The sequence below is a fragment of the Aeromicrobium sp. UC242_57 genome (genome assembly GCF_044452305.1).
Taxonomy (GTDB): Bacteria; Actinomycetota; Actinomycetes; order Propionibacteriales; family Nocardioidaceae; genus Aeromicrobium.
Window position 1 is genome coordinate 42,438 of record NZ_JBIOAM010000003.1, and the last position, 12,255, is coordinate 54,692.

14 protein-coding genes and 4 pseudogenes are annotated in these 12,255 nt (G+C 69.1%); 6 read left to right on the forward strand and 12 right to left on the reverse strand.

Features of this window, described 5'->3' with window-relative positions:
* Positions 1-58: 58 nt before the first annotated feature.
* On the reverse strand, positions 59-283 hold the full coding sequence (locus ACHMWU_RS09385; RefSeq protein ID WP_396043168.1) for a hypothetical protein: 225 nt from the start codon (positions 281-283) through the stop codon (positions 59-61).
* Positions 277-495 (reverse strand): hypothetical protein, encoded by a 219-nt coding sequence (locus tag ACHMWU_RS09390; protein WP_396043170.1) that lies wholly within the window; start codon positions 493-495, stop codon positions 277-279. Before ACHMWU_RS09390 ends, ACHMWU_RS09385 begins: the two co-directional genes overlap by 7 nt.
* A 58-nt stretch (positions 496-553) precedes the next feature.
* On the opposite strand from ACHMWU_RS09390, the gene ACHMWU_RS09395 reads away from it, so the two are divergent.
* A complete protein-coding gene (locus ACHMWU_RS09395; protein ID WP_396043172.1) occupies positions 554-1,225 on the forward strand; it encodes a hypothetical protein in 672 nt (223 codons plus the stop codon).
* A gap of 541 nt (positions 1,226-1,766) precedes the next feature.
* On the opposite strand, the gene ACHMWU_RS09400 is transcribed toward ACHMWU_RS09395, so the two are convergent.
* The 3 genes from ACHMWU_RS09400 to ACHMWU_RS09410 all read right to left on the reverse strand — a co-directional run bounded on the left by ACHMWU_RS09400 (position 1,767) and on the right by ACHMWU_RS09410 (position 2,721).
* Positions 1,767-2,108: a hypothetical protein gene (locus ACHMWU_RS09400; protein WP_396046608.1), complete on the reverse strand. Its 342-nt coding sequence runs from the start codon at positions 2,106-2,108 to the stop codon at positions 1,767-1,769.
* Between the two features lie 93 nt (positions 2,109-2,201).
* Complete coding sequence (locus tag ACHMWU_RS09405) at positions 2,202-2,438, reverse strand: hypothetical protein (protein ID WP_396043174.1); 237 nt, start codon at positions 2,436-2,438, stop codon at positions 2,202-2,204.
* Entirely contained in the window at positions 2,326-2,721 is a 396-nt protein-coding gene (locus ACHMWU_RS09410; RefSeq protein ID WP_396043176.1) for a hypothetical protein, read from the reverse strand. Before ACHMWU_RS09410 ends, ACHMWU_RS09405 begins: the two co-directional genes overlap by 113 nt.
* Positions 2,722-3,074: 353 nt before the next feature.
* Between ACHMWU_RS09410 and ACHMWU_RS09415 the strand changes: the two genes are divergently transcribed.
* A complete protein-coding gene (locus tag ACHMWU_RS09415; RefSeq protein ID WP_396046610.1) occupies positions 3,075-3,512 on the forward strand; it encodes an Lrp/AsnC family transcriptional regulator in 438 nt (145 codons plus the stop codon).
* A gap of 37 nt (positions 3,513-3,549) precedes the next feature.
* Here the strand turns inward: ACHMWU_RS09415 and ACHMWU_RS09420 are convergent, their stop codons facing one another.
* The 7 genes and pseudogenes from ACHMWU_RS09420 to ACHMWU_RS09450 all read right to left on the reverse strand — a co-directional run bounded on the left by ACHMWU_RS09420 (position 3,550) and on the right by ACHMWU_RS09450 (position 9,957).
* A complete protein-coding gene (locus ACHMWU_RS09420) occupies positions 3,550-4,545 on the reverse strand; it encodes a GNAT family N-acetyltransferase (RefSeq protein ID WP_396043178.1) in 996 nt (331 codons plus the stop codon).
* 37 nt (positions 4,546-4,582) lie between these two features.
* Positions 4,583-5,146 (reverse strand): GNAT family N-acetyltransferase, encoded by a 564-nt coding sequence (locus ACHMWU_RS09425; RefSeq protein WP_396043180.1) that lies wholly within the window; start codon positions 5,144-5,146, stop codon positions 4,583-4,585.
* Between the two features lie 53 nt (positions 5,147-5,199).
* Complete coding sequence (locus ACHMWU_RS09430; RefSeq protein WP_396043182.1) at positions 5,200-5,541, reverse strand: ASCH domain-containing protein; 342 nt, start codon at positions 5,539-5,541, stop codon at positions 5,200-5,202.
* A 147-nt stretch (positions 5,542-5,688) separates the two neighbouring features.
* Complete coding sequence (locus tag ACHMWU_RS09435) at positions 5,689-7,113, reverse strand: pyridoxal phosphate-dependent decarboxylase family protein (protein ID WP_396043184.1); 1,425 nt, start codon at positions 7,111-7,113, stop codon at positions 5,689-5,691.
* 95 nt (positions 7,114-7,208) lie between these two features.
* A pseudogene (locus tag ACHMWU_RS09440) lies at positions 7,209-8,075 on the reverse strand (MFS transporter); the annotation flags it as partial.
* Between the two features lie 70 nt (positions 8,076-8,145).
* Positions 8,146-8,469 (reverse strand): annotated as a pseudogene (locus ACHMWU_RS09445) (MFS transporter); the annotation flags it as partial.
* A 59-nt stretch (positions 8,470-8,528) separates the two neighbouring features.
* Positions 8,529-9,957, reverse strand: a pseudogene (locus ACHMWU_RS09450) (trehalose-6-phosphate synthase).
* Between the two features lie 116 nt (positions 9,958-10,073).
* Here ACHMWU_RS09450 and ACHMWU_RS09455 point away from each other — a divergent pair.
* The 4 genes and pseudogenes from ACHMWU_RS09455 (at position 10,074) to ACHMWU_RS09470 (ending at position 12,185) form a co-directional block, all read left to right on the forward strand.
* A pseudogene (locus ACHMWU_RS09455) lies at positions 10,074-10,369 on the forward strand (DUF3263 domain-containing protein).
* A gap of 5 nt (positions 10,370-10,374) precedes the next feature.
* Positions 10,375-10,923, forward strand: coding sequence for a LytR C-terminal domain-containing protein (locus ACHMWU_RS09460; RefSeq protein WP_396043186.1), 549 nt, complete (start codon positions 10,375-10,377; stop codon positions 10,921-10,923).
* Between the two features lie 90 nt (positions 10,924-11,013).
* Entirely contained in the window at positions 11,014-11,739 is a 726-nt protein-coding gene (gene otsB / locus ACHMWU_RS09465; RefSeq protein ID WP_396043188.1) for a trehalose-phosphatase, read from the forward strand.
* Positions 11,740-11,777: 38 nt separating this feature from the next.
* Positions 11,778-12,185: a hypothetical protein gene (locus ACHMWU_RS09470; RefSeq protein ID WP_396043190.1), complete on the forward strand. Its 408-nt coding sequence runs from the start codon at positions 11,778-11,780 to the stop codon at positions 12,183-12,185.
* The last annotated feature ends 70 nt before the right edge of the window (positions 12,186-12,255 follow it).

Here is a 12,255-nt window from a genome sequence, read left to right on the forward strand (position 1 = left end):
GCCGCCCCGCACAGCGTGACGCGCACGTCGACGCCCGCAGCGATCAGCAGACCACCGGTTACGGCGGCGACCAGGCCGCCGAGGAGAGAAGAGCGTGGAAGGCCGCCATGATGGGTCGGCGGTAGGCGCGTTCGACGACGACGGCCTGGGCGTTCTGCGAGACGTCCACGATGCCGTTGAAGAAGCCCAGCACCGCCAACGCGATCGCGAGCTGGGTGGCGTTCGTCGCGAACGCCGGGCCCGGGACGGTCAGCGAGACGGCAGCAGCCGCGACGGTCAGCACGGGCCGGCTGCCGAACCGGTCGATGACGGGGCGGGCGAGCCGATGCCGAGCCAGGCGGCGATGCCGAGCGCCAGCAGCAGCAGTCCCAGCGTGGCCTGATCGACTCCCGTGCGGTCCTTGATCGTGGGGATGTTGACGATCCACATGCCGAGGACGAAGCCGTTGAGCGCGAAGACGCCGATCGTCGCGCCGCGCGCTCGAGTGGGGTTCACCGAGTGAGCCTATCCAGTGACAGCACGCTGTGCGCATCGACGCTACGATGGTCCGGCTGTGTCAGCAATTGCCGCCTACCGCGCACTCCTGCGGATCGTCGGGCCCGCCTACATTCTCGTAGCCTTCCTCGGGCGAATTCCGCTTGCCATCAGCCAGCTCGGCGTCCTGGTCCTGGTCAGCGAGACGACCGGACGGTACGGCGTCGGTGGCGCGGCCGCCGGCATCCTGGCGATCTCGAACGCGATCGGCTCGCCGATCTTCGGGACGCTCTCCGACCGGATTGGTCAACGTCCGGTCGTGCTGGTGCAGTCGCTGGTCGGCGCGGCTGGCCTGGCGGGGATCGTCGCGGTGACCGACCCCGATGCGTCCAAGGGGGCCATCTTCGTGATGGCCGCGCTGGCCGGGTTCGCGATGCCGCAGGTCGGACCGCTGGCGCGGGTGCGTTGGCGTCCATCACGCGTGACGCGAAAGATCAGCGCCGCCTCGTCGATGCCGCGTTCTGCGTACGAGGGAGCCGCCGACGAGGCCTCGTTCGTCCTCGGGCCGGCGACGATCGGCGTGCTCGCGATCGTGGCCGAGCCGTCTGGTGCACTGCTGGCGGCTGCGGTCCTGCTGGCGGTGTTCGGCTCGTCGTTCGCGATCCATCCGACGTCGGCGCTCGTCGGCCACGTACCGTCGTCGGCGGCTCGGGCAGCGATCCGTTGTGGACGCGCGTCTTCTTCGTCCTGATCCTGGCGCAGTTCGGCATCGGCATGATCTTCGGCAGCGTCCAGCCGGCACGACGGTGCTCGCGACCGCCGAGGGGCAGGCGGGCCTCGCCGGGCTGATCCACGCGGTGCTCGGCATCGGCAGCGTCATCGCCGGTCTCGCCGTGACGGCGCTGCCCGAACGTGTCATGTACGCGACGCGCATGGCGGTCGCGTCGATCGCACTGCTCGTGCTCTCGCTGCCCCTGCTGCTGGTCGACTCGCTGCCCTCGCTGATCGCGGTCATCGCCCTGCTGGGCTTCGCCGTGGCGCCCTACATGATCAGCAACTTCGCACTGGCCGGCATCTTGGTGCCGGTGCACCGGGTCAGCACCGCGATGACGATGCTCGCTGGCGCGACCGGCATCGGCTACGCGAGCTGGTGCGGCGCTGGCCGGGCGGTTCGCCGACTCGGACGGTCACACCGCCGCCTTCGCCGTCACGATCTCGGCGGCGGCCTTTGCGGTGCTGATCGCGATGACGTCGAACCGGGCCTTGAAGAAGGCCGTACCGGTCGACCAGGGCTACTGACCTCGCCTCGTCTCGCCCGACGGGTCGAGGTCGGCAAGCGGGGTGACCTCGAGGCCCAGGGCCTCGCCGACGGGACCGTTGACCAGGTGCCCGGCGTGCGTGCTCAGGCCACCGGCGAGCGCGGCGTCGTCGGTCACTGCCTGACGCCAGCCCTTGTCGGCCAGCGCGACGGCGTACGGGAGCGTGACGTTGGTCAGCGCGTACGTCGAGGTGCGCGGCACCGCTCCCGGCATGTTGGCGACGCAGTCGAAGATCGAGTCGTGCACCATGAACGTCGGATCGTCGTGGGTCGTGGCGCGCGAGCTCTCGAAGCAGCCGCCCTGGTCGATCGCGATGTCGACGAGCGCAGAACCAGGAGCGCATCTGCGCGACCAGGTCGTCGCTGACCAGGGTCGGCGCCTTGGCGCCGGGCACCAGGACGGCACCGATCACGAGGTCGGCCTCGCGCACGGCCTTCTCGACCGCGAACGAGCAGCGACGCGAACGGTCGTGATCATGCCCTGGAACCGGGCGTCGACGGCGCGCAAGCTGGCGACGTCGAGGTCGAGGATCTCAACGCGTGCGCCCATGCCGCGGGCGACCTGGCGGCGTTGACGCCGGAGACTCCGGCACCGGATCACGACGACGTCGGCGGGGTAGACGCCAGGAACGCCGCCGGGCAGCACGCCGCGTCCGCCGTTGCTGGCCATGAGGTGCTGGAATCCGACCTGCGGCGCCAGACGTCCCGCGACCTCGGACATCGGCGCGAGCAGAGGAAGTGACCGGTCGGGCAGCTGCACCGGTCTCGTAGGCGATCGACGTCGTGCCGGAGGCCAGCAGCGCGTCGGTGCACGGCCGTGACGCCGCGAGGTGCAGGTAGGTGAACAGGGTCTGGTCGGCGCGCATGCGCCCGTACTCCTCGGCGATCGGCTCCTTGACCTTGAGCGCGAGCTCGGCCGATGACCACACCTCGTCGGCGGTGCCGAGGATCTGGCACCGGCAGCGACGTACTCGGCGTCGGGGATCGACAAGCCCAGCCCGGCCCCGGTCTCGATCACGACGTCGTGGCCGTGACGGACCCAGCGTGCACGCCGGCCGGCGTGATCGCGACCCGGTACTCGTGGTTCTTGATCTCGCGGGGGACTCCGACCAGCATGGCTCAGCTACCTTCGACGGGTAGATGCCTCTATCGTGAACTAACTGCGGAAACATGCGCAATAGTCTGTAGAAGATTCTGTAACATGGATCTACTGACACAAATTGTGCGGATCCAGTGTTCTGAGGGGCCCTGACATGAAGGATGTTCGCGAGAGCTCGATGACATCGACCGTCGTATCGTGCGGGTGCTGCGGCGCGAGGGGCGACTGCCCAACAACGCGCTGGCCGACCACGTCGGCATCGCAGCGTCCACGTGCCTCAACCGCACCCGGGCGCTGATCGAGCGCGGAGTCATCACCGGCTTCCACGCCGAGGTCGATCCGGCCTGGATCGGGCGTCCTATCCAGGCGATGATCTCGGTTCGACTGCGGGGCGATGCCCGGGCGTCAATCAACGAGTTCTCCGAGCGGCTCGCCGGGATGATCGAGGTGCTCAACGTGTACTTCCTCGCCGGGGCCGACGACTTCCACGTGCACGTCGCCGCCGAAGACCCCGATGATCTGCGGGCCTTCGTCGTCGACAACTTGAGCTCAGCGCCCGAGGTCGCGCTGACCGAGACCAACCTGATCTTCGAGCACAAGCGCGGGCGGCTCTCCGACTGACGTCAGTCGAGGTCGAGGTCCTTGAACCACGACTCGGTCACGTAGGACGTCGTCCAGCCCAGCGCGCGGTACAGCCGTCGGCCTTCGTCGGTGAGTCGGCGTCGACCTCGAGGCTCACCCGATCACGTCCACGTTCGGCGGCATCGGCGATCACGACGTTGAGCAACGACTTGGCGACTCCGCGGCCCCGCGCCGCCCGGTTGACGCCGATGTACTCGACGTACGAGCCCTCGACACCGCCGGCGGGCGCCGAGACGACCGAGCACACGACGGTGCCCGCGGCGACCGGTCCGCCATCGCCCTCGACGTAGGCGATCCACCAGTGGTCCCAGCTGTGACCGGGATCTTCGCGCAACCGCTGCACGAACTCGGGAAAAGCTTCACGGTACGAGTTGAAGTGGTCCTCGAACGACTCCTCCAGCATCTGGTGGACGATCTGGAGGTCAGCCGCGACCGGCAGCCCGTTCTCGTGCCGCTCGACCGGGCGGACCAGGACGCCGTCGCGCGGGGCGAGCGCGGTCTCGTCGGGCGACACGGGACGCTCCATGTGCAGCCACGTGCGCCGCCGGGTGTAGCCGGCCAGGGCGAGCCAGCCGGCCTGCCGCACGTCGTCGGCGAAGGGGCTCTCGTCGAGCCGGGTCTGCTTGACCCCGCGCATGCGGGCCATCGTGATGGCCGTGTTCTCGGCCCACCGGTAGAACGCCGAGGCGATCGAGTCGATCTCGTGGACCTCGCGGTCGAAGTACCCCCACACGAGGGCCCGTCCGGCGGCCCGGTCGTGCACCGTGATCCAGGCACGCGGGACGTCGTCGTCGCCGACTGCGACGAGCTGGCGGCGGGTCCACGAGGCCTGACCTGCGACCTCGGACTCGATGCCGGCCGGATCGACGTGGGCCGAGCCGGTGCCCTGGAGCTCGTCGAGCCGGCGCAGCGCGACGAGGGCATCGATGTCGGCGTAGCCGGGCACCCGGGCCCGCCACGATCCGGGGAGGGTGGGGAGGTCGTGGCTGGCGTCACTTGTGGTGTCGGTCATCCCTGCCATTGTTGCCGACGACGTGGTCCGGCGCGGTTCAACGGTCGAGCTTGGACTGCAACGCCGCACGTGCTGCCGGCCACTCGTCGTCTGTCATCGAGAACGTCACGGTGTCGCGCCAGGTGCCGTCGGGGCGGATCCGGTGCTTGCGGAGCACGCCTTCGCGTTGCGCGCCGAGCCGGGCGATCGCGTTCTGCGAGCGTTCGTTGTAGATGTCGGTGTGCCAGACGACCCGCACGCAGTCGAGGGTCTCGAAGGCCCGGGTGAGGAGCAAGAGCTTGGCCTCGGTGTTGATGCCGCTGCGCCAGTACCTGCGTCCCAGCCAGGTGTGGCCGATCGCGACGGTGCGCAGCGCCGGATCGATGTCGTAGAACGTCGTGACGCCGGCAAGCTCGCCCGATGCGTTGTCGATCTGCGCCCACATGATCAGGTCGGTGCGGGCGAGATAGCTGTCGACGTTGCTCTGTGCCTCGTCGATCGTCCGGGGTCGCCGGATCGGCATCCACTGGAACACCGCATCGTCGTCGGCTGCGGCGAGGAGGCCTGCCGCGTCGTCGGAGTGCAGAGCCCGCAGCGTGACGTGCTCGCCGGCCAGCGGCAAGCTTCCCAGTAGTCGATCTTCACCCGCTCAACCCTAGTAGTCCTCGACGGGACTCAGCGGGGGTACAGGACCCGGAACCGCTCGAGCACGACCGGCATCGACGGCGAGAACCCGCGATCGTGGCTCGCGTGATCGGCGAAGAACCGTTCGTGCACCGTGCGCCAGTGCTCCAGCGATCGGTCACCTTCACCCTCGAGGTGGGCGTGCTCGGCGTCGACCTCGTCGAAGGGTCGGACGTCGACGTGTGTCACCTCGATCAGGGCACGGGGGTGCTCGGCACCGTCGAGCAGGATCGACAGGTCGCCGACGCGCGGGATCGGTTCGCCTTCGTGCTCGTAGTCCCACTGGGCGCTGGCCGTGGCGGTCTTGGTGCCGTCGAGCACCAAGGTCAGCAAGCCGTCGGCCTGCTCCGGAGTAGCGCCGAAGCCCCACGCCGGCGGGGCGAGGGCCTCACCGGAGAAGCTGCCGAGGTAGGCGGGGGACCGGATTGGTGCGTGTCTGGTGCCGTGCGGCGGTCCAGAAGGTGTCGATCTCGTCGGCCGTCATCGGGAGAGCCTGTCGAGGAATGCGATGAGCAGCGCCTCCCGCAGAGCGGGGGGAGCGACGTCGAGCAGGGCGTTGACCGGTGCCATGCGTTCGGGCACCGTGACCTCGCCGGAGTCGGAGCCGAGGCCAGCCAGCGCCAGCAGCCCGTCGAAGGCCTCGTCGTCGAGCGTCGCCGGATCGATCGACTCGGCCGCCGCGCGCAGTCCCTCGTCGATGACGATCGGCCCGGCGGCAACGGCGGCGGCCACCGACTCGGCCAGCGCCGCCAAGAACTCCGGCACAGCAGGGGCCGTCGCAGCGCACACCGTGAGATGCAGCGACGCGGGCATGTCCCGGAACGACATCTGCGGCTGGACGAACCAGCCGCGAGTCAGCATCTCGTCGCTGATCGTGAACACGTCGCACGTCGCGTCCGTCTCGAGCGTGACGAGCGACGACTCGGGACGGGCCACGAGCCGTACGTGCTCCTGCTGCTCGACGCCGGCCGCGAGCGCCGCGGTGCCGTCGAGCGTCGTGCCCACGAGCTCGAGGTAGCCCGCATCCCCGATCAGCTGGACGACGGCCCACGCCGCGGCGAGCGGCCCGCCCGACTTGGTCGACTGGGTCGTGGCGTTGAGCATCGTGTACCCCGGCCAGTCGGCGCTCGCGAAGAACTGCGACTTCCGCAGCTGGGGGGTCGCGTGCAGCAGGAGCGAGACGCCCTTGGGCGTGTAGGCGTACTTGTGCAGGTCGGCGGAGATGCTGGTGACGCCGTCGACCCGGAAGTCCCATTGCCCGATCGGGTGCCCGAGACGCTCGGCCCACGGCAGCACCCAGCCGCCGATGCACGCGTCTACGTGGAACCGCAGGCCGCGCGCAGCTGTCTCGGCGGCGATCGCCTCGATCGGGTCGATGACGCCGTGGGCGTACGACGGCGCCGACGCCGCGACCAGCACGACCCGGTCGCCGTACGTGTCCATCGCCGCCGTCATCGCGACCGGATCGGCCTTCTTGGTCGCGGGATCGACGTCGATCGAGATCCGTTCGACCCCGAAGTAGTGGGCAGCCTTGTTGAACGCCGCATGGATCGTGGTCGGGACGATCATGACGGGGTCGGCCACGTGGGCGGCATCGCGCGCCGACTGGACCGCCAGCAGGATCGACTCGGTGCCGCCGCTCGTGACGGAGCCGACCATGGTCTCGCTGCCATGAACCATGGGCCGGGCGAATGCCACGAGATCGCGTTCCATCGCCAGCAGGCTCGGGAAGGCCGTCGGGTCGAGGCCGTTCGTCGAGGCGTACATCGCCAGCGCCGTCTTGCCCAAGGTGTCGGCGTCGGACAGGCCCGAGTCGTAGACGTAGGCCAGTGTCCGCCCGCCATGGGTCGGCAGGTCGTGGGCGCGCAGCTGTTCGAGCTGTTGCAGGATGTGGTCAGTCGACATGGCCCTCCTCGGGCACGGGGGCGGTCGGGTGCAGCGGTGTGGCTGAGCTGGGAGTCGAGGGCGTAGCGGCGCAGGAACAGCATGCTCAGCGCGATCAAGGCGGCCGGAACGAGGGAGAACCCGATGGCGATCGCGGTGCGGGCGCTGTCGGGCTGCACGGCGGTGCCCGCAGTCGACGACACGTAGCCGCCGATCGCGAGGATCACGGCGAACAGCCCGGGTCCGATCGCGAGGCCCAACGTCTCACCGGCGGTCCAGACCCCGGTGAACACGCCGATCCGGTTCTCGCCGGACGCGCGAGCGTCCTCGGCCGCGACGTCGGGGAGCATCGCCATCGGGAACACCTGCGCCCCCGCGTAGCCGATGCCGACGACGGCCGCCGCGAGGTAGACGATCGTGGTGTGCCCGTCACGGGCGAAGATCAGGGCGACCGCGCCGGCGACGAGGAACACCGACGAGATCAGGTAGCCCGACCGCTTGCCGCGACGTTCGGCGAAACGCTCCCACAGCGGGGTGACCAGCAGCGCTGGGGCCACGAAGGCGGCGAACAGGATCGTGGCTGCGCTCTTGTCGTTCAGGAGGTCGTCCGACACGTAGGCGACACCTGCGAGCATCGCGCCGACTCCGACGGCCTGTAGGACGAAGGCGATCAGCAGCGTGCGGAAGTTGGCTGACGCACCGACCAGCCGCAGCTGGTTCCGCAGCGATCCGCCGGCCGTCTCGACCCGGTGCTCGGGAGCGTCTTTGGTGCCGCGCCAGGCGCCGACCACGCCGACGACCAGCAGCACCGCGACATACACGCCCATCAGTCGGTAGCCCGCAGCAGTCTCTTCGCCACCGAAGGCGTTGACGACCATGGGCGCGGTTGCACCCGATAGCAGGATCGCCAGAGCCAGGACGATGACCCGCCAGGTCATGAGGCGGGTGCGCTCGGCGTAGTCCAACGTCATCTCGGCGGGCATCGCCACGTACCGGGACCTGGAAGAACGCGTACGCCGTCGCACAGGCCAGGAACCAGAACACGACCCAGGCACCGGCCAGGAACGTCGGCTCCGACGGCCCCGCGAACAGCAGCGCGAAGCATCCGGCCAGTGCCAGTCCGCCCTTCAGCAAGAAGGGGCGACGTCGGCCTGCCGGGGACGTCGACCGGTCGCTGATGCGTCCGGCAATGGGATTGAGGATCGCGTCCCACGCCTTTGGCAGGAACACGATGAACCCGGCGACGACGGCCGCGATACCGAGGGAGTCGGTCAGGTACGGCAGCAGCAGCAGGCCGGGAACCGTGCCGAACGTCCCGGTGGCGACGCTGCCGAGCGCATAGCCGCGCCGAACGCCGGGCGTCAGAGGCGCAGTCATGGATCAGTTCTACACGAAACGCCCGTTGAGCCTGTCGAAACGCTCACGAGGCGGACCGCTCAGACCGGCCGGGGGTTCTTCTCGTGCAGCTCGCGGTTGGAGGTGAGCTCCTGCAGGAAGTTGCTGGCCCAGAGAGCGATGTTGTTCTCCATGACCTGCTTGCGCATGGCCTTCATCCGGCGGCTGTTCTCGCGCGGGCTGGCGTTGATCGCGGCCAGCATCATCGACTTCATCCCGTTGATGTCGTGCGGGTTGACCTGGTAGGCCTGCTTGAGCTCGGACGCCGCTCCGGCGAACTCGCTCAGCACCAAGGCGCCGCGGTCGTCGTAGCGGCACGCGACGTACTCCTTGGCGACCAGGTTCATGCCGTCGCGCAGGGGAGTCACGACCATGACGTCGGCGGCCCGGTACAGCGCAGCCATCTCGGTGCGGGGGTACGACGCGTGCAGGTAGGTCACGGGTTGCTGGCCGATGCGGCCGACGTCGCCGTTGATGCGTCCGACCAGTCGGTTGATGTCGTCGCGCAACAGCTTGTACTGCTGGACGCGTTCGCGTGACGGGGTCGCGACCTGCACGAACACCGCGTCGTCGACGTGCAGCGAGCCGTCGGAGATCAAGCTCGCTGAACGCACGCAGGCGCTGGCGCAGGCCCTTGGTGTAGTCGAGCCGGTCGATGCCGAGCAGGACCGTCTTGGGATTGCCGAGGCTCTCGCGGATCTCGGCGGCACGCGCGATGACGTCGGGGGTGCGGGCGAGCTCTTCGAAGCCTGCTGCGTCGATGGAGATCGGGTATGCCTTCGCGAGCACGGTGCGACCGTCGGGCAGGTAGATCATGTCGCGGTGGGTCTTGTGGCCGACGCGCTGGCGCACCAGGCGGGACGAAGTTCTGTGCTGCCCCGGGCATCTGGAAGCCGACCAGGTCGGCGCCGAGCAGGCCCTCGAGGATCTCGCGACGCCAGGGCAGCTGCTGGAACAGCTCGGTGGGCGGGAACGGGATGTGCAGGAAGAAGCCGATGCGCAGATCGGGGCGCAGCGCGCGCAGCATCGTCGGGACGAGCCGAGCTGGTAGTCCTGCACCCAGACGACCGCACCCTCACGGGCGACCTCGGCGGCCTTCTCGGCGAAGCGGCGGTTGACCCGCACGTAGGACTCCCACCACTCGCGGTGGAACTCCGGCGGGGCCACGACATCGTGGTACAGCGGCCACAGCGTCGAGTTGGAGAAGCCTTCGTAGTACTCGGCGACCTCGTCCTCGCTCAGCGGGACCGGCACGAGGTGCATCCCGTTGTGGTCGAAGGGCTTGACCTTCTCGTCGGCCGCACCGTGCCAGCCGATCCAGGCGCCGCCGTTGCGCTTCATGACTGGTTCGAGCGCTGTCACCAGGCCGCCGGGGGACGTGCGCCACAGGATCTCGCCGCTGGGCGCCGTGACCCGGTCGACGGGCAGGCGGTTCGCGATCACGACGAAGTCTGCTGAGCCTGAGGCCATGGCCACACCCTAGCGCCGTCTCGATCACGTCGCTGTCGAGCGATGTCGGGTGAGATGCAGATCCCAACTGCCGCAACCGAATGACATGAGTGTTATTCATGGCTTAGGATCGGACCATGAGCGCCGTGGAGAAGTCGAACGCCGCCGAAGAGGCGGTCACTCCGTCGTTGTCGGAGCGTGACCGAGAGATCTGGCGCTCGAGCGACTCTGGTGGCAGTACGCCGGCGCCAAGGAGCAGGCGATCCGCGACAAGTTCGACATGTCCGCGACCCGCTACTACCAGGTGCTGAACGCTCTGATCGACCGCGAGGACGCCCTCGCCTTCGATCCGCTGCTGGTCAAGCGCCTTCGCCGTCTACGCGCTCAGCGGCAGCGCAGTCGCTCGGCCAGGCGCCTGGGCATCGACCTCTGAAACCGATGGTGGCGCACCGCAAGAACGTTCCCACCCGCAAGGCTCATGTTCCGTCCACGTGGTTCATCGTCCTGACGATCATGCTCTGCGTCGGCGGAGCAGGTTCGCTCGGTGCCCTGGTGCTCGACGGCGACGACGAACCGTCGGCCACGCCGCCGTCGGCGAGCCCGTCGATCTCGCTGTCGCCCGAGCCGACCGAGAAGACCGAAGACCCTCGCCCCTCGACGACGACGCCGAAGCCCGCACCGACGGCCACGACCCCCACGACCGCCACGCCAGAGGTCGCGCGCGAGGCGGCCGTCTCGGTGCTCAACAACTCCAACATCGTCGGCGCAGCCAAGGCATTCTCCGGCAAGGTCACCGACGCGGGCTGGACGCTCGGCGGCATCGGCAACTGGTCCGGCGTGATCGACGGCAACACGGTCTACTATCCGCCGGGATTGCAGGCCCAGGCCGAGCTGCTGGCCAAGGACGTCGACATCGATCGGGTCAGGCCCAGCATCGCGCCGATGCGCATGGACCGCCTGACGGTCATCCTCTCGCCGCGTTCATAACGGCCTCAGCCATGATGGAGGGTATGCCCTCGTCAACTCGCGCTGCCGTCGTGGCAGATCCCGACGGAACTCTGCTGGCCCTTGATTTCGATGGCACGCTCGCGCACATCGTCCACGACCCCGACGTCGGCCTTCGCCCATCCGCGTGCCGTCGCCGCGCTGGGTCGCCTCGGCGCGGTGCTGGGCCAGGTCGCGATCGTCACCGGACGTCCTGTCGACCAGGCAGTCGCGCTCGGCGGCTTCGAGGGACGACCCGGCCTGGAGCGGCTCGTGATCTACGGCCAGTACGGCGCGGAGTCCTGGCACGCTGATGGCAGCGGTGGCGCGCGTCCGGAGCGTCCAGACGGGATCGCCCGGCTGGCTGAGCTGCTGCCTGGCTGGCTGGCCGATCGTGGCCTGGGCGATCTGCGGATCGAGGACAAGGGGCTGGCGGTCGCGATCCACACCCGGGAGAGCGGTCCTGAGGCGCTCGACGCGCTGCGCGAGCCGATCTACCGGCTGGCCGAAGAGCTGGGCCTGTCGGTCGAGCCAGGACGTCAGGTCGTCGAGCTGCGCGCACCGGGCAGCAACAAGGGTGAGGCCGTGCGTCGTCTCGCCCACGACCTGGGTGCTCGCCAGATCATCTTCGCCGGAGACGATCTCGGCGACCTGCCGGCCTTCGACGCCGTCGATGCCCTGAGGGCTGATGGGGTGGCAGGTCTGCTGATCTGCTCGGCGTCTCCGGAGCAGGACGCCCTCGTGTCCCGCGCCGACCTGGTGCTGGCCGGTCCTGATGCTGTGGCTGAGTGGCTGGAGGCCCTCGCGGATGAGTTCTAGCCGAGTCGGGGCTGTTGCCGCACACTCGGTGGACTCGGGTGCGCACAGTCCTGAACTGGCTGAACCTCAGCACGGCGCTCGGCCTGCTGGTGGCACGGCTCGGCGGCGCGACGATCAGTCGGCATGGCCGCGGGACCTACCTGGCGACGGGGTACCGGTGGTCATTTCCGGTCGCGAGCGCGTTCACGGTCGGCAGCGTCATCGTGAGCAAGCACGACCTGGCGTATCTCGTCGAGCGTCCCCTGCTGCTGCGGCACGAGGACCGGCACTGCACGCAGTACGCCTGGGTGCTCGGTGTCGTGATGCTGCCGCTGTACGTCGCCTGCGCCGGGATCTCGTGGGTTCTGGCCGGCGATCACTCGTCGTACAACCCGTTCGAGCGTCTCGCGAGCCTGAGCGACGGGGGCTATCCGTCGCCGAGGTCGCGCTTCTCCCGCCGCTCCTGACGTCCCGCAGCGGGCGGTGACCGCATGCTGAGCCGAGCATGTCCACGATATGGACCGAGTGGACACATCG